General features: G+C 59.0%; 17 protein-coding genes, 1 tRNA gene and 1 pseudogene. 9 read left to right on the top strand and 10 right to left on the bottom strand.

Annotated elements, in window-relative coordinates; all coding sequences use genetic code 11:
• Window positions 1-46 precede the first annotated feature (46 nt).
• Window positions 47-1,972, top strand: a complete 1,926-nt coding sequence (locus MOP44_RS15390; protein WP_260790941.1) for a CocE/NonD family hydrolase — start codon at window positions 47-49, stop codon at window positions 1,970-1,972.
• 48 nt (window positions 1,973-2,020) lie between these two features.
• Here MOP44_RS15390 and MOP44_RS15385 read toward each other — a convergent pair whose 3' ends face one another.
• Both MOP44_RS15385 and MOP44_RS15380 read right to left on the bottom strand, forming a co-directional pair.
• On the bottom strand, window positions 2,021-3,160 hold the full coding sequence (locus tag MOP44_RS15385; protein WP_260790940.1) for an MFS transporter: 1,140 nt from the start codon (window positions 3,158-3,160) through the stop codon (window positions 2,021-2,023).
• Between the two features lies 1 nt (window position 3,161).
• On the bottom strand, window positions 3,162-4,238 hold the full coding sequence (locus tag MOP44_RS15380; RefSeq protein WP_260790939.1) for a LacI family DNA-binding transcriptional regulator: 1,077 nt from the start codon (window positions 4,236-4,238) through the stop codon (window positions 3,162-3,164).
• A gap of 263 nt (window positions 4,239-4,501) precedes the next feature.
• On the opposite strand from MOP44_RS15380, the gene MOP44_RS15375 reads away from it, so the two are divergent.
• Both MOP44_RS15375 and MOP44_RS15370 read left to right on the top strand, forming a co-directional pair.
• Window positions 4,502-5,464, top strand: a complete 963-nt coding sequence (locus MOP44_RS15375) for a hypothetical protein (protein ID WP_260790938.1) — start codon at window positions 4,502-4,504, stop codon at window positions 5,462-5,464.
• A gap of 97 nt (window positions 5,465-5,561) precedes the next feature.
• Window positions 5,562-5,651 (top strand) — tRNA-Ser (locus MOP44_RS15370).
• Window positions 5,652-5,789: 138 nt separating this feature from the next.
• Here MOP44_RS15370 and MOP44_RS15365 read toward each other — a convergent pair.
• The 8 genes from MOP44_RS15365 to MOP44_RS15330 form a co-directional block, all read right to left on the bottom strand.
• On the bottom strand, window positions 5,790-6,068 hold the full coding sequence (locus tag MOP44_RS15365) for a hypothetical protein (protein ID WP_260790937.1): 279 nt from the start codon (window positions 6,066-6,068) through the stop codon (window positions 5,790-5,792).
• A 110-nt stretch (window positions 6,069-6,178) separates the two neighbouring features.
• Window positions 6,179-6,340 (bottom strand): hypothetical protein, encoded by a 162-nt coding sequence (locus MOP44_RS15360; protein ID WP_260790936.1) that lies wholly within the window; start codon window positions 6,338-6,340, stop codon window positions 6,179-6,181.
• Between the two features lie 220 nt (window positions 6,341-6,560).
• The gene (locus MOP44_RS15355) at window positions 6,561-6,941 is read right to left on the bottom strand and encodes a hypothetical protein (RefSeq protein WP_260790935.1); all 381 of its coding nucleotides are present in this window, start codon (window positions 6,939-6,941) and stop codon (window positions 6,561-6,563) included.
• Between the two features lie 6 nt (window positions 6,942-6,947).
• Window positions 6,948-8,588, bottom strand: coding sequence for a tyrosinase family protein (locus MOP44_RS15350; protein WP_260790934.1), 1,641 nt, complete (start codon window positions 8,586-8,588; stop codon window positions 6,948-6,950).
• A gap of 85 nt (window positions 8,589-8,673) precedes the next feature.
• Window positions 8,674-10,926 carry a multicopper oxidase family protein gene (locus MOP44_RS15345; RefSeq protein WP_260790932.1) on the bottom strand — a complete coding sequence of 751 codons (2,253 nt, stop codon included), beginning with the start codon at window positions 10,924-10,926 and terminating at the stop codon, window positions 8,674-8,676.
• Window positions 10,927-10,974: 48 nt separating this feature from the next.
• Entirely contained in the window at window positions 10,975-11,490 is a 516-nt protein-coding gene (locus MOP44_RS15340; protein WP_260790930.1) for a DJ-1/PfpI family protein, read from the bottom strand.
• A gap of 14 nt (window positions 11,491-11,504) precedes the next feature.
• Window positions 11,505-11,924, bottom strand: a complete 420-nt coding sequence (locus MOP44_RS15335; protein ID WP_260790928.1) for a hypothetical protein — start codon at window positions 11,922-11,924, stop codon at window positions 11,505-11,507.
• 457 nt (window positions 11,925-12,381) lie between these two features.
• A complete protein-coding gene (locus MOP44_RS15330; protein ID WP_260790926.1) occupies window positions 12,382-14,496 on the bottom strand; it encodes a winged helix-turn-helix domain-containing protein in 2,115 nt (704 codons plus the stop codon).
• Between the two features lie 219 nt (window positions 14,497-14,715).
• Here MOP44_RS15330 and MOP44_RS15325 point away from each other — a divergent pair, with 219 nt between their 5' ends.
• The 6 genes and pseudogenes from MOP44_RS15325 to MOP44_RS15300 all read left to right on the top strand — a co-directional run bounded on the left by MOP44_RS15325 (window position 14,716) and on the right by MOP44_RS15300 (window position 22,145).
• Window positions 14,716-15,036, top strand: a complete 321-nt coding sequence (locus MOP44_RS15325; RefSeq protein ID WP_260790924.1) for a hypothetical protein — start codon at window positions 14,716-14,718, stop codon at window positions 15,034-15,036.
• A 91-nt stretch (window positions 15,037-15,127) separates the two neighbouring features.
• The gene (locus tag MOP44_RS15320; protein ID WP_260790923.1) at window positions 15,128-19,045 is read left to right on the top strand and encodes a DUF7948 domain-containing protein; all 3,918 of its coding nucleotides are present in this window, start codon (window positions 15,128-15,130) and stop codon (window positions 19,043-19,045) included.
• Window positions 19,046-19,057: 12 nt separating this feature from the next.
• The gene (locus MOP44_RS15315; RefSeq protein WP_260790921.1) at window positions 19,058-19,654 is read left to right on the top strand and encodes an outer membrane beta-barrel protein; all 597 of its coding nucleotides are present in this window, start codon (window positions 19,058-19,060) and stop codon (window positions 19,652-19,654) included.
• A 111-nt stretch (window positions 19,655-19,765) separates the two neighbouring features.
• Window positions 19,766-20,149: pseudogene (locus MOP44_RS15310) on the top strand (flap endonuclease); the annotation flags it as partial.
• Window positions 20,149-20,676, top strand: a complete 528-nt coding sequence (locus tag MOP44_RS15305; RefSeq protein WP_260796659.1) for a 5'-3' exonuclease H3TH domain-containing protein — start codon at window positions 20,149-20,151, stop codon at window positions 20,674-20,676. The pseudogene MOP44_RS15310 and the gene MOP44_RS15305, both read left to right, overlap by 1 nt.
• A 182-nt stretch (window positions 20,677-20,858) precedes the next feature.
• On the top strand, window positions 20,859-22,145 hold the full coding sequence (locus MOP44_RS15300; RefSeq protein ID WP_260790919.1) for an enolase C-terminal domain-like protein: 1,287 nt from the start codon (window positions 20,859-20,861) through the stop codon (window positions 22,143-22,145).
• Window positions 22,146-22,155: the final 10 nt, after the last annotated feature.

Below are 22,155 nucleotides of genomic sequence, written 5' to 3'. Positions count from 1 at the left end.
GGCGCCGATGCAGTAGTCTGTTGTGTCAAGAGAGGTCTCAGGACAAATGTTCAATTCCCTGCATCGGTGGGTCGGCGCGTTCGCTCTTATTTTGCTGGCTGTGGTGTGCGTTCCTGCACAAGAGACAAAGGTGTCGGGCGATGACTTTATCAAATCGCACTACACCAAGTACGAATTCCGGATCCCGATGCGCGACGGCAAGCGGCTGTTCACTGCTGTGTATGTGCCGAAGACGTCGGCCTTCCCTGCCGATCCCGGGCCGTACCCATTCCTGATGGATCGCACGCCGTACAGTGTCGCCCCGTATGGTGAGGACAAGTATCCCGCACACCTCGGGCCTTCGGACGAGTTCGAGAAGGGCGGCTACATCTTCGTGTATCAGGATGTGCGCGGCCGCTACATGAGTGAAGGCGAGTTCATTGAGATGCGTCCGCACATCGACGATAAGAAGTCGCCGCAAGATGTAGATGATTCGTCGGACACATACGACACCATTGAGTTTCTGCTGAAGAATGTCGACCATAACAACGGTAAGGTGGGTATTTGGGGGATATCGTATCCGGGCTTTTACACTTCGGCTTCGATCATCGATTCGCATCCGGCACTGGTTGCGGCAAGCCCGCAGGCACCGATGACGGATCTGTTCAAGGGGGACGACGCGTATCACGGCGGCGCGTTCATGCTGTCGGCGAACTTCGGGTTCTATGCCTTCTTCAAGCCGCAGAGCCAACCGCAGACGCCACACCAGAGCGTACCGTTTGATTTTGGAACGCCGGATACGTACAGGTTCTATCTGAATGCGGGGAACCTCGCGAATCTCGAAGCGCAGTATCTGAAAGGATCGAACTGGCTGTTCAACGACCAGATGAACCACGACACCTACGACAGCTACTGGCAGGCGCGCGATCTGTCGCGGCACATGAAGAATGTGAAATGCGCGGTGCTGGTGGTGGGCGGCTGGTACGACGCGGAGGATCTGAGCGGGCCGTATCGCACCTTCAACGCGATCAGCAAAATGAATCCGGAGACGCCGACGACGCTTGTGGAAGGACCGTGGGTGCATGGCGGCTGGGCGCGCGGAGAAGGAAGTCATCTGGGCGATATCCAGTTCAACGCCAAGACCAGCGAGTACTTCCATGCGAGTGTGCAGTTCCCTTTCTTTGAACACTACCTGAAGGGCAAGAGCGCGGGTGCGCAGCCGAAGGCCGTCGTGTTCGAGACGGGAACTAACGTGTGGCGGCACTTTGAGGAGTGGCCCCCTAAGGAAGCGAAGGCGAAGACGTTCTACTTCCATGCGGGCGGGAAGCTCAGCTTCGATGCGCCTGCGGACGCGAAGGGCGTAGATGAGTATGTGAGCGATCCGAATCATCCGGTGCCGTTTGTTGGCTACACGACTGATACGGTTCCCCAGCGCTACATGGTAGATGATCAGCGGTTCTCGAGCTATCGGCCGGATGTGCTGGTGTATCAGACGGATCCGCTGACGGAAGATGTGACGATTGCGGGGCCGATCTCGCCTAAGCTCAAGATCGCAAGCAGTGGGACGGACTCGGACTTTGTGGTGAAGCTGATCGACGTGTATCCCGAGGACTACGGTGACGCCGAAGGCCGGCCCAACAAGCGAGTGACTGACGAGCCGCCACTTCGGATGGGCGGCTACCAGGAGTTGCTGCGCGGCGAGCCGATGCGCGCGAAGTTCCGCAACAGCTGGGAGAAGCCGGAGCCGCTAACACCGGGCAAGCAGACGGAGGTGGACTTCACCATGCCGGACCTGTTCCACACGTTCCGCCGCGGGCATCGCATCATGGTGCAGGTGCAGAGCTCGTGGTTCCCGCTGACCGATCGCAACCCGCAGACGTTCACGGATATTCCGCACGCCAAGCCTGAGGATTTCAAGAAGGCGACCGAGCAGGTGTTCCGCGAAAAGGATGCGGCGAGCGGAGTGGAAGTGATGGTGATGCCCGCGAGGTAAATAGGTGCGCGTGCATAGTGGCGACGGGGAGCTTTGGCTCCCCGTTTTTCAGGTGGCGTGCTGCCGAGCGCGATCGTTCAAAGCGAGCGGCAGCAGAAGCAGAATGCACACCAGCGCCGCTGGCGCTGTGGCGAGGCCGATACGCAGGCTGCTGAAGGAGCCCGAAAGCCATCCGGTGAGCCATGGCAAGACCGAGCCTCCAAAGCCGCAGATCGAAAGAATCCATCGCGAGTCGGAAGCGCTACCCGCGCGAGCAAAGAAGCGCGAGAGCATGAGCGGAAACACGGGCGCCAGGGCAGCGCCGAGCGTAAGCATGGCGAAGCCACGCTCGACTGAACCAGGAAGCGCGATCAGCAATGCCGCGGCAATCAGAGCAACGGCGACTGCTCCGCGCAGAATGCGCTTTGAGTCCCTGCGCAGAAGCACGAGCGAGAACAATCCGCGCGAGACGAGGAAGCCTGTCCAATAGAGCGCGGAGGAAGCGGCGCCTCCGGCAGCGCCTACCCTCTCGCCGCGCATGGAGTAGGTGGCCAGCCATGTCGCGGTGGTGTTCTCGATGCCGACCTCAAGAAACGTGAGCACCGAAAACAGGACGATCCAGCCGACGTTGCGAATTCCTGAGTGACGCTCTGGCGCCGGCCTTGCAGGTGGGTCCTGCAACACAATCCAGCATGCAATTGATGCGGCCAACGCAGCTACCGCCAAGGCCTGGTACGCATCGCGGTAGGTGTGCTTCAACAACAGCTGCGCGGCGAGCAGCGGGGCCAGCAACGCGCCGGCGCTCCAACTGAAGTTTAAGAATGTGAGCGGAGCGGCGCTGCGGTCGGCGAACTTGCGACCTGTAAACATGCTCACCGCGCTCATAGGTATGCCCACGCCGATTCCGAGCACGAAGAAGAGCGGCCGCAATAACTCCAGATTTGCGTGCGCGATGCCCACACAGGCAGCAGCGAGCACGAGGAAACCCGCGCCCATGAGTTGCGCGTAGCGGCCAACGCAAAACAGGGCGCCGAGTGCCGTACCCAAGAAATAGAGGGAGAAGAGCAGGCCCGATTGCTTGTCACTCAGGTGAAACGCTTGCGTGATGGAGGGGAGCAGGGCGCCGCCGATGGCGTGCAGCACGCCCGTCAGAGCGAATCCAGCGTGAAGCACGCCAAGCGTCGCGGCGTCTGAGAGTCTGACGGCCATGTCAGGCCGGCTTTGCCTTGGGACGCGCGCGCTTTGGGTCGGGAGGGCACGTGGACTCGCGAATCACCATCTCGGGATGGATCGGCACGACATCAGGGAATGTTGCCTGGCCGCGAATCCGCTGCAGAAGGATGCGTGCAGCGACGATTCCCATTTGCCGAAGCGGCTGGCGGATGGTCGTCAAGCTCGGATTGTGAAAGGCGGCTCCCTGAATGTCATCGAAGCCGACCACCGACACATCTTCAGGCACGCGCAGCCCATGATTCATGAGGGCGCGAATGGAACCGATTGCGGCAATGTCGTTGTAAGCCACCAGCGCGGTAAATTCCGCGCCGAGCTGGATGAGTTCATTCGTAGGACCAAATCCCAGTTCGGGCGTGGACACACGGAGTTCGAGCTGCACACAAAGTTGCGGGCTGACGGTGAGTTTCAGGTCGCGCGCCACAGACATCAGGCATTCCCAGCGCTCATCAGCGTCTGCGCTGTGGCTGCCGCCACGCATGAACGCAATCTTGCGATGCCCCAATTGATAGAGATGACGCAAGGCCAGTTCGGCGGCCCGTCTCTGATCGAGCACCACGTTGGTAACGCCTTCGATGGGACGATGGCCTGCCACGACAACAGTGGGCAACGCGAGCGTCTTTTCCAGAATCGTATCGATGACGATGAACCCCTCGACGGAGCGCTCCATGAGCAGCCGGGGATATTCCTCCATTAGGTCGGGGCGGCGGCGGTGGCTGGCGGTGAGATAGAAATAACCTTCCTCGATGAGGAATTCCTCGACCCCGTCCAGCACCTCGGTTGCGTAACCGTCGCTGAGTTCAGGGACGAGCACACCGACCGAGAAACTCTGGCGTTTGCGCAGCGAGCGGGCGTAAAAACTGGGGCGGTAGTCGAATTTGGCCGCGGCCTCGATGACGCGATCGCGCGTCTCCTGCGGTATGGACCGTACCCCCGGGGCATTGTTGAGAACGAGCGAAATTGTGGCGGGGGATAGGTTGAGATACTCGCCCAGGGTTCGCAGGCTGATGGGTTGGCCCGGTAGCGGACCGGCGCCCGGTTTGGAACGCTTGGTCATGCACTCCTTTTGTAACACTCTCGTATCAAGTTACGCAGTATCAATAAGCCTGGCGCAATCATGCAACAACGAATTGAGGGATGTACCACATGGGAACATCGTCAGCCAATGATCCACATCTGGGTTCTTGCGTGCGCCCTGGTCTCGAAATAGGATTTGAGATACGTTTAGAGCACGAGTTCAAAAAAACCCACGGCAGCGAGTCCCCTCTTTTGCAGTGGCTTTTCCCCCAGGCCCCAAATAAAAGCAAAAGGAAATTGATCGTGAGAAAGCCGCTTCTGCTGACCTTTTTCAGCTGCGCGTGGGCAGTTTTGTTGCTCGGTTCCGCCAGCCAAATGGACGCACAGTACTTCGCGTCCGCCCCCTCTCCCACCCCGGCTCCTGTGGCGTCTCAGCCGCTTTCGCCAGTGGCATTCTCTTCTTCGGAAGGGGGGCTTCCTGATCCGCCCGCCCCTTCACCGGCGGGACGTGAAGCACCATTCACACCGCCGGGCATGGAGGAGCACTTCGGATTCCTTTCACGTTTCGCCATTGGCAGCGGAATCTCGCCTGGAGGCATCGGGGCAAAAGGCGTCGTGATTCTGGGCGAGCGCCTGGATGCGCGCGTTGACTCGAGCTGGTTCTTCTACAACACCGGCCACATGGAGATCAACGGCTTCAACGTGAATGGCGATTTTCATCTTGCCACCCTTGGCGCTTCGGTGGATTGGTATCCCACAAAGAGCGTCTGGCGCCTCAGCCCCGGTCTGCGCTTCTACGACGGCAATCGCATTTCCGCGGATGTCAACCTGACCGGCGGCACGAAGGTGACCATCGACGGAAAGGAATACTATTCGGCGACAGAGAACTCGGTGACAGGCGCAACGCCACTGACCGGAAAGGCCGATCTCGGCCTGCACTCCCACACGCCTGCATTCACCGCCACCGGCGGATTCGGGAACTTCATTCCCCGCTCGCATCGGCATTGGTCTTTCCCGTCGGAATTTGGCGTGGCTTTTGCCGGCCCGCCGACGCTGAACGTTGCCGTGTCGGGCTGGGTGTGCCAAGACAAGCAACAGACTCAATGCAGCAACGTGGCGGATACAAGCACTCCCGTCGGAGCGGCGTTCCAGAGCAGTCTAGATAACGCGCTGAAGAAGTGGCGCCATAACCTTGATGTTGTGCACATCTATCCCATTTTTTCCTTCTCGTTCATGTACAGCTTCGATCTGCCGGCGGGGCGTTAGGCCGGTCCGGCAGATGGACGGCAAGCGCGCCGCGATGTGCCGCCGCGGGAAAAATGCGCAATTGCGGTAAACTGGTGGGGTCCCCACCAACCCACGCGGAGGGATGGGTGAGCGGTTGATACCGGCGGTCTTGAAAACCGTTGTGCCTGAAAGGGTACCGGGGGTTCGAATCCCTCTCCCTCCGCCAGTTACAAGTACAACAAATCGCGCATGTTAGCGCGGTTTCGTCGTTTTTCGTGTACCTAATACGTACTTAGATATGCTGCAAGCTGGTGAAAGCAAATCGTTTCGATACACTTCACTGAAAACTTGGGGCGATTAGTTTTTATTTGTCGTAGACCGACTTCCCGCCGTCTTTCGCTTGCAATACTTTTCCTAATCGCATTGCGACATCTTCGAGATGGCGATAACAGAGCATAAGGTTCGCCTTCATCTCCGCAGGATCTTCGATTCCATCCGTTTCGCTCTTCCAATGCGGATGGTCTTTCAAGCAGTCCCTTGTTAAGACCGCATACGCTTTTATTCCTCGCCTAATATGAGAAACGGTTTCTTCGATCGGCAACCCATTCGGGTGCATCGCAACGTTCGCGCTATGGTCTGGCATTTTGTTGATTGTTGCCCCAAGTTTTCAAAGAACGACCCACTTCACTAAAGCAAACTGGCAGGAAATTGCAAGGCGCAGTTATCCCCAGAAAAGCCCGATGCGACTTCGCTCTACTTCGGGTTCGTTCGCTGTTCGAGTTCACGCTCCGTAGCAGCGAGGAGTTCCTTGAGGTTCTTGATGCGTTGCGGGTCTTCGCCACGCTCCTCACAACGGGCAATATTCTTCTTCAGCCCATCAATTCTTCCGCGCAATAAGCTTTCCTTGAATCCCATGCTTCTATGATCGCACTTCACAATTGCCGCGAACGCCCTCGAAATTCCGTGTACTCAATACGTACTCCGAAGCCGCGTTTCCACCGTTTTGTGCGTTTGTAGCGGCATTGAAAACAGAATAAGTTACGTGTTTTCAGTACAGCTCGGAAATCCGAATCCCTCTCCCTCCGCCATATGGCTTCTATTCTCAGCCGTTGCCATCAACAGGATCGCAGGACAGCTATGGTTTTGCCGGTCGCAGGCCGATGCTGACCGCCTTCACCTCACGCAGACTGGCGGCGTGTTCCGTCCGGCCTTGGATAATAGAGAGAAGAACAGTCAGGTGAGTGCCTGACATTGCATCTGCCGGCACCGGCAAGGTATAAGTCCCCGCCGGCTTTCCTGATTTGACGCCGTAGGTTGAAATGGTCCCGAGTTCCCGCCCACTGGATGTGGTGACGTGAACTTGATTGTGGCCGATCTCCCCGACTTCGACTTTGAGCCAGATGGTTTCGCCGGTAGCAGGGGGGTGGGGCAGCGTGAGGGACACTCTGCGGGTCGGACTTCCATCCGCAGAGTATCCCAACAAGAAAACCGCCATCAGCAGATGCAGAACAAACATAGTTCCCTATCTGGCTTTGACTACTACCGACTTCAAAACGGGAGCAGAGCCGGCCTTGCCGCTTGATGGCAGGACGCGAACGCTCACGGGGACGTTTTCGGCGGCCGCGTTTGCCGAGGTGAGCAGCCCTTTATTGTGCGGCAGCGGCACCACGAAGGTAGAGTCCATCTCCATCTCAGGCATGCTGACCATATTGCCGAAGAACGAAATGGTTCCTGCATAGTACGGGCTGCCAGGGTCGGCCTGCGTTATGCCTGCTGGAGCGCCAACCACGATGTCGAATTCGCGCTCGCTGCCATCTGGCGCCGGGTGCGGCAAGGTGATCAGTGCAGCCAGCCTGGATACGTTGGGCTGCGCCAGGTGAGAGCGAAGCGCCGCCTTGGGCAGGGAGAGGCTTGCCGAGTTGGCTTGAACCGTGGCGGCAATCGGCGGCGCAGACTTGAGCGTTGGCGGAGCCGCGCTGACGATGACGTCCTCACCGGAGCCGGGCTGGTAGTCGTAATCGAAGGGAGCCATGGAAACGTACTCCTCGGCTTTGCCGTTGGTGAGGTATTTTCTATCGCCGCTGACGAAGAAGAGGAATGGCTCGTCCTTGTAGGAACTCCAATCGGAGCCGGTGGGCAGGTAAGGTTGACCCTGCTTCATCTGTTTACGGGTCCAAACATCCCACAGGCGATCGATGTTGGCGTGATGCAGGAAGAAGACTGGATCCACCGGCGACAGGAAATTGGTCATGTTGCCGTAAGGGCCAGGATCCCAGGGGCCAACTCCGCCGATGTAGTTGTGAATCTGGTTGTGCGGCAGGCCTTCGAGGGTTGAGAAGAAACTTCCGGTGCCCCCCGCCGGGTCGTTGTGAGAGGACTTTTGGGAGCTGTTGAAGCTCATCTCTGCAGCGGTTGATATGAAGTCCGGTGCTGCGAGGCCGAAGTTGAGTGTCGGCAGGCTGACATCGAACGCGGTGCGATTGTTGAGCTTGGGATTGCCAGCGGTGAGATAGCGCGATCTTGCATTGGCAGCGAATCCGATGTTGCCGGGCACCACCTTCTTTGTTTTCGGATCGTAGCCGTCAACGTCATTCCATAGATTGTCGAACGACTTATACCCGCGCTTGTCCAGTTGGGCCCGCTGATCGGAGTTCAACGTGTCCCAGTACTTGTTCAGCGGCGCTTTGATGTAGGCGGTGAAGGTGTCGAGGTCCTTGTTGTAGGGAAGGAACGCCGGACTCCGCGGCGTGAGTGCATCGGCGAACATCGGAGCGGGTATCTCGGGCAGCGCGGTCCAGTCCCAGTAGGGGATAGCAAAACTCTGATCGCTGCTCACGTTGCGGATGATCTTTTCGAAATTCGCGAGGTAGCCACGATGCCATACGTAGAACCACCAATTGCCGTGCGGACAATCCATCAGGTGAACGAAGGCGTTTCGGAACCAGTTATGCGGATCGTCGGGTGGAAGTTTGATCATCTTTTCGACAGCCCGCTTGTAAGTGGCGAGAGCCCTCTGGCCTTGCGGACTGGTTACGTTCCAGCGAGTCCATTTGGCGCGCGGTTCTGCCAATGCGAACGGGCCGGCAAAAGCCGCCGCTGCCGCGCCGGCAGTTGCGGTCTTGAGGAATGTGCGTCGGGAAGATGCTGCGAATTGTAGTGTCATCGTTTCACCTTGGCTAACAAATTTGGATCGTCTTGATCGATCGCAAGGAAAGCGCTCAATCGGTTTGGCGCCGACTGAACGCCGATCAGGGTTGGGCAGCACCATGCTGCATGCCGCTCATGACCATGCCGCCACCCGGCAGGTTCAGATTGGGCACGATCTGGATGTTCAGCATCATGCCTGCATCCTCGTGATCCAGGATGTGGCAGTGAATCACGAACTCGCCGATGTAGCGGTCGTAGTACGTCCGTGTGTGCACTTCGTATCCGTTCTGGACAAACACTGTGTCACGAAAGACGTGGTACATGCTGCAGTACTGGTTTTCCAGCTCGTCGGTGGGGAGATCCTTACGGCAATGGCCATTGGCATCGAAGATGGAACGCTTCTTGCCGTCCTTCTCAACCTTGAGGACATCCATGATCTCGAAGGGGTTCACATGGATGTGGTAGATGTGCGGTTCGCCGCCGGCGCTCAAAACCCAATCGTCGGAGGTATTGACCTGGCGGGTGATGTTGACCACAGAGGGATCGTATGAGGCGTTGTTGACCTGAAATTGTCCCTGACTGGTGATGTTGAAAAACGCCTGCTGGACGGGCGTGCTGGGCGATGGCGCAGGGAAATCCTTTGAGAACGGCGCCCAGGCAGTGAGGTCACCTTGCTTCAGCTGGTTCCTGACTTCATCGTCGCCAAGCTGGGGGTTAGCGTTATACAGGGTGTTCTTGACGTATGTTTCGAGGTTCTCGGTGACGGCTGTCCCTCCCCGCACATGAATGTAGGCGAGCAACTGGGGTTTTGAAGGGCCCGCACCACCCCCGTTGCCTGTAGTGGGATCAAACCGCTGCGACTTGGGGGCAGCCTGGTCAAGCAGGCAGTAGTCCCCATCCTCGGGAAAGACCACAAGCACGTCGCTGCGGTATCCGGGCTGCAGATAATTCGAGGCGTTGTCGTTGCCGTATCCGATGGTTTTCATGTGGGTGCGAGTAAGGCCATCGACAGCGATCTCGAATTGCGGAATCAGCGTATTCTGATTGGCAACGCACTGCGCCAACACGGCGGCTTCCTGTTGGATACGGTTCCCGCGCAGAGCAGATTGCGCCATTGCATCTGCAGCAGCCATCAGCTTGCCAGGCCCGTTGACCGGCACGTGAGTCACACGAACGACCTGGAGATTGACCGTGTCGTGGATGCCCGCGTGTATGAAGCGCCAGCGCTGGATCTCTCCCGCGGGCACCTCGATGGTGGGTTGGACAATACCGTTAATCGAGGTGAATCGGCCGTTCGTGTCCCAGATGGATGCGGAAAACATCTGCAAACTGAAGTTCTCAATGACACCGACTGAAGCGTGATTGATGCCGTCAGGTTTAGGGCAAACCCATGGTGAATTGGCGGGGCTGCTCGCGCCTTTCGACGGACTGTTGGTGGTGTACAGTCCGTTGGTGGTAAAGATCATTTGCCACGGGCCGCCTTGAAGCGACGGATTGCTGAAACAGGCATAAGGAATCTGCTGCAACACAAAGAGCTTTTCGGGCATGGGCACATTCGGTGCCTCATTCAGGACGGTGTCGATGTCGGCCTGCGGATGGCTTCCGTCGGGCAATACTTTCTTGCTGTACTGGCGAGTGCCGCGAATGATGAGTGCGCCTGCGGCGCCACTGGCAGCGTCGACCGCGGTGGACCCATGGTTGTGGGCGTGATACCAGAACGTGCCGGCGGGATGATCGCTCGGGATGTTGATCTCATAGGGGAAGTGAGTCTGCGGCGCAATGCTGAGCAGAACGTTATCGCTGTTGCCCGCGGGTGAGACGTGCAGGCCGTGCGTGTGAAGATTCACGGTGTTGAAGCAGCCTACACCAGGAGGCAATAACAGACCCGCCGGAGGGTTAGGCAGGCAGCTGGGATCATCGGTGCTCAGATTGTTGTGTAGGTCGAAGTGCAGGGTGTTGCCTGGCAACAACTCGACGGTGGGGCCCGCATGGCAGCCGCCGAACGACCGCAGTTCCACGGGATCTTCGCCGCCATAGGGGTCGTCCGGATCCGGATTGTTAATCGTGAACTTGGCCCGCATGTAGTCGAGGCGGACGTAGACATCGTTGCCGTCACGGCGAATGTCGCCCTGCGGATTGCAGGGTTCTTTTTCCCTTGGAGCCGTGAACCGCAGCGCTTTGCTTGCTCCGATTGTGGCCGGCGCCGTTTCTTCCAGCGTAGGCGGCTGGACAAAAACGTGAGGAGCAGCAGCCTGCTGAGCAAGCAGTAAGGGTGCGTGCAGGGAAAAGGCGGTTACCAAGGTCAACACTGTGATGCAAACGGGAGGAATCACTCTCTTGCGTAACTTGTTCATTCCTTCTCCAAATCCGCGGCGTAGAACCGCGTCAAGTTTTGAAATGGCTTAGCTCTTCATCCAGGCGGCCACTTGTTCAACGGCTTGCTGTACTTCCCAGGCGGCCGCAATCTCGGTAATCATTTGCGGATCATCTTTGATGTCTGTGTCCGACGGATCACCGCAATGGAAAGCGGGCTGGGGATGGTACTGCATCTTGAACTGAACATCGCGCGCGACGCGCACGCCGCAAAGCAGACCCACGATGTAGAGCGCTTCATCAAGGCCAGATGAAATCCCGGCTCCGGTCACACGATTGCCGCTCTGCACGTATCTCCTGTAGTCGTCGACCACATGGCACGGGAACAGGCGCAACCCGGGCCTGTAGGCCCAGTGCGTACTGGCCACATGTCCGTTGAGCAGGCCCGCGCCGGCCAGGAAGACCGCGACTGTGCACACGGAGCAAACCAGTTGCGCACCGTCGGCCTGCTTCTTGAGGAACTCGAGATAAGCGTTGTCGTTCGGAGGTCCCTGCCCGAAATTACTACGTTGAGCTTTTCTGTTGCCATCGCCCGGTCTCTCCAACTTGTTGTCTCGTCTCAGCTCGCACGCATCGCGTAGAAGGAGGCGACTACACCCGCCGGCGAAATTCCTCCCGAACCGTTCGTGTGAGGTGTCGTCCTCACCACGGAGCCGACGATCGCCGTCCGCTGTTGTTTGCTGGTGCTGTTGGGCCAGACGGGCACGAGCCAGCCGATGTAGTCGTAGACCCAGGGCTCGCCATTCACTTCTCCCTTGCCTTGGAATCGAACCTGCGCTGGGGAACCGTTGCCTGCGCACCCCCAGAGAGACAGCGCCCACCCGGTGCCGCCAATTGTGCCGGTCAGTCCTGCAGATCCGGCAGTATCAATCTGAAGCGTCCCTTCGCCGAACTCGAGTTTGCTGAATTCGAGGGACCCGTCGGGATCGTTCAGCAGACTGCGATAGGTCCACTTTCCGCAAGATGCACTTTGTTGCATGACCTCTCCTTTTCATGGACAGCCCGACGCAATGGGCAGCTTGACCCTGCTCAGCGCGGTGTCGAGGCCGGAAGGGTGTTGCCTGCTGCGATCGTTAGACGCAATCTGAAGAAGGAAAGAAAGGGGAAAGAGTCACTCTTCAAGAGACACCTAATCTCGCATCTGCGTGACGCACCAGTGCGCAAGGATCAGGTCTCCTCACAGGGTTTATGTTGTTAGGTATCTCGAGGAACAAAGAGAGGGTAACACTTACATCATTGTTGTCAATCGAAATATCTTAGGATTTCACTCTCGAGTGAGAGAAGTAAATCGCTGAGTAATCGCTTGCTAGTGATTTCACGCTCGGACAGCAAACACTCCTAATTCTCCGCCTCTGAATAGGTGTGGGGAGTTAGAGCGTGGCTGCTCCAGATGAGGACTGAGTTGGGATCGTATTGCCTTTCGGTACCCCACGGCTTCATTGCGACTGCAGGGCCAGAGAATAGATGTCGTCAGTGCCCGCGTCACGCAGCATCATCGGCGCATCCGCTGGGTCGAGGCCCATCCATAGGGTGTAAACGCCGGTATATTGGACGCCCTTCAAATCGGCTACTGTCTCCTGCCTGCCATCGGCGATGTGAATGCGAAGGAGTGCCGGGCTGTCTCCCCACTTTACGTAGTAAATTGACTTGCCGTCGTGCGACCATTCCGGGAAAGCAACTGCGCCGGTGTTCAAGGGTGCCCATTGTCCGCTGGCGATGTTGAACAGCTTCATACCCATGGTGTCGAGAGTCATCGCGGCGATGACCCGGCCGTCAGGCGACCAGTGAGGCACCACGAGGCCATCGGAATCGGGCATGACGTCGACCTTACCTGACGCGATGTCGAGGATGCACACACTGGACTTCGCACTTGCGCCCACATTCGGCGAGGTGGAGAAGACAATCTTGCGGCCATCTGGCGACCAGCTTGGGTCCGTTTCCGCGTTTAGATCTGACGGCAACAAGCGCCGCGACTCTCCACTTCCGTCGGAGGGCACGAGATAAATGGCGTTTACGCCCTTCGGGGTGCGATCGACTAAGGCAATCTGCGATCCGTCGGGCGACCAGCGTATGGACTTCGGATACTCGGGAGGTTGAGTTAATTGGATAGGGTTGCTGCCGTCTTGATTGGCGCGCCAAAGAACGCCCTCGGGGTAGGAAACATAGGCCACCGATTTGCCATCGTTCGAATAGGTGACGAACTCTACCGACATTCCTGCCAAGAGGGGCTGGAACTGCCGGGATTTCGCGTCGAAACGGACAAGTTCACCGCGCTTGCTGCGACCCGAGGCATAGATCTTCTTGCCATCCTGGGTAGGCATCGGCCGGTCCCAGACCGTTGGCCCGAACGTCATCTGAATGGGTAGGATCGCGGCAGTGCGACCTACCTCTCGCCGCTCATCGGAGAGCCAAATCTGGTCATCGGCGACGAAGTAGAACAGTCCGTTAGGAGCCCACTTGCCGCTCCACTGAGTAGGCGATTTGCCCCAACCCGGCAAAAGCTGATGCAGGTTTTTCCCATCGGCGGAAATCTCCCACAGCAACCCGTCCCTGGAAAATCGGATCACGCTGCCGTCGGGCGACCATGCCAGCGACTTCAGGTAACCGCCCACCGAGGCAATGCGGTGCGCGTCTGTTCCATCGCGCCGCACAATACCAATGTCTCCGTTGGCGGTGCCGTATACGACCTTCTCTCCGTCAGGCGACCACGTGGATGAGACCGCGTTTACAAGGCGGCGGGGAGAGCCTCCAAGCACGGGAACTACCCAGAGCGAATCGGCGGGGCCCTTTCCTTTGCCCTCGGAGGTAAACAGCAGGGTGGATCCATCCGGCGACGCTTCTCCAATGCGAGGATGTTCGAGCGGAACCTGGATGGGAGCAGTCGCGCCGCCGGAGACTGAAATCTGGGCGATGGCTCCCGTGTCTTCCCACTCGAAGTAAATTCGGCTTTCGTCAGTTCCACCAATGGATTTGGGGCGGCCATCCTGCGTGATCTTCGTGTAAGCGGCAATGTGCGGCGGCGGAGTGGAATGCAATCTGTTCCAGGCGAGGAATGGGCCGGTGGCGATAACGGCTACCCCGGTCGCTACCGCAACCAAACGCCAGTGCCGAGACACCCGAGCTTCCGAACGCACCTGCGGCGGAGGTGGGTCTTCTTCCTCCTCGGCCTCAATCACCATCCGGGTGACGGACTGTACCGCGTTCATCCTCAACTCGCCGGAGCGGAGCTGCTGGGATGACACCGGAGGTGATTCCACTGCGGCCGCGAACTGATATCCCTTCCCAGGCACCGTCACAACGATCCGCTCCGCCTGGCCGCTTTCCGACAGGGCTTTCCGCAAGAGGAAAATCTGCTGCGTGAGATTGCTCTCCTCGACGAACGAATCCGGCCACAGGGCGGCCATCAGCTCGTCTTTGGTGACGACCTGATGAGGATGTTGCGCGAGGTAGAGGAGCAGGTCGAAGGTCTTCGAGCGCAAGACGATCGCCTGCCCGTTCCACGTGAGGGAACGCGCTGCCGGGCGTATTTCAAATCCTTCGAATCGGATCAAGCCTAATTCCCTCAACGCGTTGTGCAAGGTGAGGAAAATTGAGAACCGTTGAGAGCCGGATTAAGGACATCGCGGCCAGGGATTTGCGAGAACTTCGCACAGATCGGAAGAGATTCGGGCCCCGGGGGTTCGAGATACAGGTTAGCTGCCCTAGGGTACCAAGCCCTTGGGATTGCGACAACGGCTTGCCGGCGGACCAGGAACCCGAGCGGAGGTGCCTTGAAGAGAAGGCGAAGGATCGAGGTTCTTATTGAGCGCCGCGAGCTGTCCGTCTTCGGCATTCCTCCGGCGGGTGGGGGAGCGAAGCCATGCAACGAAGGCGGGGCAAGCATCCGCGGGGCACCGGAGAAGCATGAGGAGAGGCCCTCCCGGTGCTCGACCTGTGGGTCGACGGAGATGCTGCGCCTGAGCGAGGCCCTGGCATTGATGGCGCTCGATCCGGTTGCCGCCCGCTCGAGCGCGGAACGAAGTGATGTGCACTGCACGTTTTCAATTTCGGCGGAGTGCTGGGTCTGCAAGCCCTCACTCCACTTGAGCTAAAGAGAGTTGTCGATTTGAGTAGTTAACGGCAGTTTTCCGCCGGACGGTGGAGGCGCGCCAACTCATTCACGCTTGCAACGAGGAGAGTCCCATGTTCTCGATATCTCTAGGTCGTTCGACAGCCGTATCCATGCTTATGTTTGTCGGGCTTGGCGTCATGGCGAGTTCGGCGCAGAACCTGCCTGAAACCGCTGCGCAGCGGAGCAGTGTTGCGAGCAGCTACGGCCATTTGCCCCTCGCGTTTGAGGTCAATCGCGGCCAGACGGATCCGCGGGTCCGGTTCCTGGCCCGGGGCAGCGGGTACGGAGTATTTCTGACCTCACAGGAAGCAGTCCTGGCGCTTCGCACGCCTGATTCTAGCGATACCCGTAAAGTTGCGGGCAGCCATCTTCCCTCCCCTGCCAAAACGGACGTGCTCCGGATGCAGTTGCTGGGAGCGAATGGTTTGGCTGAGCCGCATGGAGTCGAACCGCTTGCGGGTACGGTGAACTACTTCCGCGGCAACGATCCCTCTCGCTGGCAGTCGGGGGTCCCTACCTTTGCGAAAGTGGAGTTCGCAGGAGTTTATCCGGGTGTCGATCTCGTTTACTACGGCAATCAGCAGCAGCTCGAGTACGACTTTGTGGTTGCGCCAAAGGCCAACCCTGAAGCGATTCGCCTGCAGTTCGCAGGAGCCAGCAGGCTTCAACTCGCTGCCAACGGCGATCTGACGGTGTGGGCACGGAACGGCAAGATCGTCTTTCACGCGCCGACTGTCTACCAGGAAGAGGAAGGCAAGCGTCGGCGGGTTTCGGGGCGCTTCAGGCTCCTGGCGCAAAACTCGGTTGGCTTTGCGCTGGGTGACTACGATTGTGACCTTCCGCTGGTGATCGACCCCACTCTCGTCTACTCCACTTACCTGGGCGGTAGCACCGGGGAAGAGGCTTTGGGCATCGCGGTCGATGCTTCCGGCAATACTTACATTACCGGCACCACATCCTCCGCCGATTTCCCGGTGACATCGGGGAGCTATCAGACCGCCCAGAAGTCCGCAAACCGCACCCAGGCTTTCATCACCAAGCTCAACGCCACCGGCACAGCGCTCGTTTACTCCACTTACCTTGGCGGATCGGACGATAATGACAACGCGAATGCGATTGTGGTGAACTCCGCGGGCAATGCATACGTCACCGGCCTCACCAACTCTTCCGATTTCCCCACTACAACCGGTGCATTTCAGGCCGCGCGCTTAACGTCGGGAGGCACCGCGTTCATTGCCGAACTCAACACTACCGGCTCGGCGCTGGTGTTCTCCACCTTCCTGGGCGGCAGCTTCGGGGGAGAACAGGGAAGCGGAATTGCCCTGGATAGTTCCGGCAATGTGTACGTTATCGGAACAACCACGGCGCATGACTTTCCCGTGACGCCGGGCGCGTTTGCAACCACGATCCCCGGCTTCCGCTCCGCCTTTGTCAGCAAGCTCAATGCCAAGGCCACAGCGCTGGTCTACTCCACCTACCTGGGCGGCGCGAATTACGACTCGGGAAACGCCATCGCCCTGGACGCCGCCGGTAACGCCTACGTAGGCGGTGTGACATCATCCCAGAATTTTCCGGTGACGCCCGGCGCATTCCAACAGACCAACGTTGCACCCAACGCCATCAGCTTCGTTTCGAAATTGAACCCATCCGGATCCGCCCTGGTCTACTCCACCTACTTAGGTGGAAGCACGAAAGACATTGTCAAGACAATCGCGGTTGACAGTGCCAGCACCGTCTATGTTGGCGGCCACTCAGAGTCCAGCGACTTTCCCGTGACCGCGGGCGCGTTTCAGGGCGCCGGCCACAGCGGCGCGGGATTTGTCACCCATCTCAACGCCGCAGGCTCGGCTCTTGTTTACTCCACGTTCCTTGGACCGCCCTCGACGCAATTCAACGACGGCGTCCGCAGCCTTCGAGTCAGCAGCGCCGGTGAAGCGTACGTCACCGGCGACACGCTGCCAGGCTTCCCTGTAACTGCAGACGCATTCCAATCCACCGCTGCCACTCTCGGATCGGCCTTTATCACCCGCATCAATGCAGCCGGCACCGCGCTGGCCTACTCTACCTGCCTGGGCGGCGCCACGAAAGGCACGTTCGGAGACGCCATTGCCATCGATGCGGCAGGCCACGCATTTGTCGCAGGCGGCACCGTCGCCAGGGATTTCCCGGCAACCAGCAGAGCCTTCCAGACCACCAACAAGACAGGTAGCGAATTCGCCACCACCGGATTCGTCGCCGCCTTCGACACCAATCCGGCCGCCGTTGCGACCACGACGACACTCACCTCCAGCGCAAATCCGGCCACGGTTGGCCAGAAGGTGATCTTCGACGCTACAGTTGACGCGTCCTCAGGAAGCACGACACCAACGGGCAACGTGGTATTCAGCGTTGACGGCACCGATGTAGATACCATAGCGCTGAATGGGGGCGCTGCCTCTTACAACACGTCGACACTGACGGCAGGCACGCACACCGTGAAAGCCGCGTATCAGGGCGATTCAGGATTCTCGTCGAGCAGTGCTTCGCTTACGCAGACGATCAACTTGGCTCAAGCTGCCGCACCAACCTTCTCCCCGGCAGGCGGCACTTACTCGACCGCACAGAGCGTAACGATCAGCAGTTCGACGACAGGCGCAACTATCTACTACAGCATTGACGGCTCCGCTCCTACGACGAGTTCCGCCAACTACACGAGCCCGGTCGCCGTATCTGCTACAGAAACCATAAAGGCTATTGCGGCAGGCAGCGGCTACACGACGAGCGCGGTCGCCTCCGCCACGTACACGATTCAGACATCGGCGGTGGCTACTTTCAATCAGGCATCTCTGGACTTCGGCAATCAAACAACAGGTACTTCGAGCAGCGCGCGGACCGTGACGCTGAAGAATACCGGCAATGCCACGCTCACGTTGACCGGATTTCCTATCACCGGCTCGAGTTCCTTCACCCAGACAAGCACCTGCGGCAGTTCCCTGGCCGCTGGCGCAAGCTGCGCACTTGCGATTGTATTCACGCCGCAGACGACCGGCGCGCAGTCCGCAACACTGTCAGTCAGCAGCAACACCAGCGGCGACGCTCCCACAGTGGCCCTCACCGGAACCGGAACCGCACCTGCCGCGCCAGTGGTAACACTCACACCTGGCTCGCTGGCGTTCGGCAGTCAGACCCAGGGATCCAGCAGCACCGCTCAGTCGATCACGGTGAAGAACACGGGGACCGCACCGCTGACCAGCATTACCGTGTCACTCTCGGAAAGTCAGCCCAGCGTATCGGGCAAGGTACGACCGCAAGCCGCCATCGCGTCCGCGAACTACTCGGCGACCACTACGTGCGGCAGTTCTCTCGACGTGGGCGCGACTTGTACCGTCAGCGTGGTCTTTACACCGACCGCCATAGGATCGCTGCCCGGAACGTTGCTCGTGACGGACAACGCTGCCAACTCGCCGCAAAGCACGGGTCTTTCGGGAACGGGAGTAGCCGTGCAGCAAGGCGACTTCACCGTCGCCGCAACCACGTCGACGGCCACCATCGCGGCCGGCGGCTCAGCCCAATTTCACCTCACCGTGGGAACAACGGGAGGGCCATACAACAAAGCAGTCACGCTGTCAGCTTCCGGGCTCCCCTCTGGAGCTACTGCGGGTTTCTCTCCCGCGTCGGTCACACCGGGCAGCGGCACCGCGGATTCTGTCATGACGATTCAAACCGCAGCAACGATGGCTGCGTATCGCGGCCTCGAGCCGCTGTGGCCGATAGGCTCACCGGCATTGGCGCTGCTCTTCTTCGCTATTCCTAAACGACTGCGAGGGAAGTGGTCGCGCCGCATGCAGGTGGGCCTGATTGTTCTCGCTTCGCTGGCCGCGGCTGCCGCAGTGACCGGCTGCGGCGGAGGTTTTGCCCTGCCGCGCACCAGCGTCACCTCCATCATCACTGTCACGGCGAGTAGCGGCTCCGACGTGCATACCACCACAGTCCAGTTGACGGTGAATTAAAGGAGAATGCCCATGAGAATACGATTCGCACTTCTGTTGGCCATCGCCGCAACCTCGATGACTGCGGCAGCACAGTCTACCGCCCGCCCCGTAAGCTCGGGCCCCGAGTTAAGCCTGGAATATACCTACCTTCGATCCAACGCCCCCGTGGACCAGTGTGGCTGCTTCTCTCCACAAGGGGGCCGTGCCTCTTTCGCCTATCCGCTGCCTGGCGGCCACTTCTCTCTCGCAGGAGACGTGACCGCCGGCCATGCCGGCAAGATCGCCGCACACGATTACGATCTGACGCTGACCACATTCACAGCGGGTGTGCGCTACAGGCATGTTCTTCCGACGGGACGCCTGGAGCCCTTCGGCCAGGTGCTGGCCGGGGGCGCTCATGCTGGAGGCAGCCTGGTGGAAGGAAACACTGCCGCAGCGAACCCTTCTGTAGTGTTTGCTTCCAATGTGGGCGGCGGCCTGGATCTGCGACTGCGTCCAGAGAGCCGCATCTCCTGGCGCGCGGTCGAGGCCGACTATCTTGTCACGCTCTTTCATAACGGACAGAACGATCACCAGAACATTCTTCAACTGAGTACTGGTATAGCCTTTCACTTCAGCCGGCGCTGAAGCGCTGCCGGCTGCGCAGTTCACGGCGGCCGCTCAGCAGGACTGAAGCGGGTGACCCGAGGTTCAGAAGCAAGGTTCACGACTGGTGTATGCTGGCTTCTGGTTTTCTGGATGCATGTACACCTGGTTGATGGGACCTCTGAGTTGTTTCGGCACTTCCACGCGCTCCCGTGTGCGAAGGATGCGGAGGGCCGCGAGGTCGCCGCAGTGCGCGGCGTCCTTGGATCCATCCTGGGCACGATCAAGAGCGGCGCTACGCACGTCGGGGTAGCGACTGATCATGTGATCGAGTCGTTCCGAAACGACCTCTGGCCCGGATACAAAACTAGCGAGGGCATCGAGCCCGAGTTGCTCAGTCAGTTCGGACTGCTCGAGGAGACGCTCACGGCCGCAGGGATTTTGGTGTGGCCAATGATTGAGTTTGAAGCCGATGACGCGCTCGCGTCCGCAGCAGCCAAGGCGGAGGCTGATTCTCAAGTGGAGCAGGTGATCATTTGCACTCCGGACAAAGACCTGGCCCACTGCGGTCGTGGAAAGCGCGTTGTGCAACTGGACCGTCGCCAAAAGCTGGTCAGAGACGAGCCCGAGTTCTCGCGAAGTTCGGCGTTGGGCCTCAATCAATTCCGGATTATCTCGCCCTGGTCGGCGATGCCGCGGATGGCTATCCGGGACTGCCCGGATGGGGCGCGAAGAGTACAGCTTCCGTGCTTTCGCGCTTCAGGCATATCGAGCAGATTCCAAGCAGTGCTCGAGAGTGGCACGTGCAGGTTGCTGCGTCCGCGCAATTGCCCGAAAACCTCCGAGAGAATTACGAAGCGGCCCTGCTCTTTCGCGATCTGGCTACTTTACGCACCCATGTTCCGGTCTTTGAGTCGATCGATGAACTGCGGTGGCGGGGGCCTACTCCAGCGTTCGACCGGATAGGCAAACGACTGGGCGCCGCTGTGGTCCAGGAAACAACCAAGCACCCGAGCAGAAGAACGGCAAAACGCGAAACTCCTCACAATCCGGCCGCCCAATGACGCGGGGTTGCTGTTCAACGTGGTGGTAAACTGGCGTCTCTTCGAAAGCCGAATCAGAATCACCCTGCTCGGATTCGCATCTTTGGCGTGTGCCTTTCGAGGGTTGGAGAGTGAATTGGGGGAGGGCGGGAGACATGCATGCAGGCCGGCGTGATTTCTTAAGGACGATCGCAGGAACGGGAATGCTCGCCCTCGCTCCGCGCTCAGTAAAAGCGCAGGAACAATTTGCGCGGGCCACGCGGGCGACCCCACAGCCGCGAATTAAAGACATCAGCGTGATTGAGTGCCAGCCTGCAGGTTTCCGGCTGACGGTGGTGAAGATTACCACGGATCAACCCGGACTCTACGGTTACGGTTGCGCCACGTTTACGCAGCGAGCAGATCTGGTCAGGCCTGCGGTTGAGAAATATCTCAAGCCATTCCTGCTCAACAAGACGACGGATCGGATCGAAGATATCTGGCAGTCCTGCTACGACAGCTCGTATTGGAAGAACGGTCCCGTACTGAACAACGCACTTAGCGGGATTGACCAAGCACTATGGGATATCAAAGGCCGTCAGGCCGGAATGCCGGTCTATCAGCTTGCGGGCGGCAAATGCCGCGAGGCAGTGGACTGCTACACGCATGCCAGCGGCGCCGAGTATCAGGACGTGGTGGATGCAGCGAAGAAATACATTGATCAGGGATTCCGCCACGTGCGCGTTCAGGTGGAGCTTCCCGGCATGTCGGGCTATGGCGCGGCACATTCGAGCGATAAGCGCCCCAAGGCTCTGCACGACCAACCGCTCTTCGACCCCGCGCTCGCCATGCGCCGCAATTTGAAACTGCTTGAGTTTTGCCGCAGAGAACTTGGCGAAGAGATTGAACTCCTCCATGATATGCACGAGCGCCTTACGCCTAACGAGGCGGTGCAGTTCTGCAAGGAAGCCGAGCAGTATCGAATGTTTTTTCTTGAAGACCCGCTTTCTCCTGAAGATCTCGAATACTTCCGGCAGATCCGCCAGAACTGCGCCACCCCGATCGCGATGGGCGAGCTCTTTAACTCTCCGCATGAGTGGCGGCCGCTGATCGAAGGGCGATTGATCGACTACATTCGCGTACATCTTTCCCAGGTGGGTGGTTTCAGTCCGGCGCGCAAGATTGCTATCCTCGCCGAGCAGTATGAAGTGAAGACCGCTTGGCATGGGCCCGGAGATGTTTCTCCCGTCGGCCACATGGCCAATGCCACCCTTGATCTGGTGAGCTACAACTTCGGCATCCAGGAATACACGCCCTTCAACGAGCGCACGCAGGCCATCTTCCAGGGATGTCCTGAGATGAAAGACGGCTATCTCTGGGTCAGTGAGAAGCCCGGGTGGGGCATCGAGATTGATGACAAAGTGGCAGCGAAATCTCCTTTCACCTCGAGCCCTTTGAATGGCGGCTGGGGAGAGATCCGACTGCGGGACGGCACAGTCATCAAGCAGTAGAGTCGAGATG

Source organism: Occallatibacter riparius (assembly GCF_025264625.1).
GTDB lineage: Bacteria > Acidobacteriota > Terriglobia > Terriglobales > Acidobacteriaceae > Telmatobacter > Telmatobacter riparius.
The sequence above is the reverse complement of the archived record's forward strand: the minus strand, read 5'-3'. Positions and strand labels throughout refer to the sequence as shown.

What these genes read in the sequence shown, in the direction of transcription:
- MOP44_RS15390 (WP_260790941.1), top strand. Translation starts at nt 47, where the DNA reads ATGTTCAATTCCCTGCATCGGTGGGTCGGCGCGTTCGCTCTTATTTTG.
- MOP44_RS15385 (WP_260790940.1), bottom strand. Translation starts at nt 3,160, where the DNA reads ATGGCCGTCAGACTCTCAGACGCCGCGACGCTTGGCGTGCTTCACGCT.
- MOP44_RS15380 (WP_260790939.1), bottom strand. Translation starts at nt 4,238, where the DNA reads ATGACCAAGCGTTCCAAACCGGGCGCCGGTCCGCTACCGGGCCAACCC.
- MOP44_RS15365 (WP_260790937.1), bottom strand. Translation starts at nt 6,068, where the DNA reads ATGCCAGACCATAGCGCGAACGTTGCGATGCACCCGAATGGGTTGCCG.
- MOP44_RS15360 (WP_260790936.1), bottom strand. Translation starts at nt 6,340, where the DNA reads ATGGGATTCAAGGAAAGCTTATTGCGCGGAAGAATTGATGGGCTGAAG.
- MOP44_RS15355 (WP_260790935.1), bottom strand. Translation starts at nt 6,941, where the DNA reads ATGTTTGTTCTGCATCTGCTGATGGCGGTTTTCTTGTTGGGATACTCT.
- MOP44_RS15350 (WP_260790934.1), bottom strand. Translation starts at nt 8,588, where the DNA reads ATGACACTACAATTCGCAGCATCTTCCCGACGCACATTCCTCAAGACC.
- MOP44_RS15345 (WP_260790932.1), bottom strand. Translation starts at nt 10,926, where the DNA reads ATGAACAAGTTACGCAAGAGAGTGATTCCTCCCGTTTGCATCACAGTG.
- MOP44_RS15335 (WP_260790928.1), bottom strand. Translation starts at nt 11,924, where the DNA reads ATGCAACAAAGTGCATCTTGCGGAAAGTGGACCTATCGCAGTCTGCTG.
- MOP44_RS15320 (WP_260790923.1), top strand. Translation starts at nt 15,128, where the DNA reads ATGTTCTCGATATCTCTAGGTCGTTCGACAGCCGTATCCATGCTTATG.
- MOP44_RS15315 (WP_260790921.1), top strand. Translation starts at nt 19,058, where the DNA reads ATGAGAATACGATTCGCACTTCTGTTGGCCATCGCCGCAACCTCGATG.
- MOP44_RS15300 (WP_260790919.1), top strand. Translation starts at nt 20,859, where the DNA reads ATGCTCGCCCTCGCTCCGCGCTCAGTAAAAGCGCAGGAACAATTTGCG.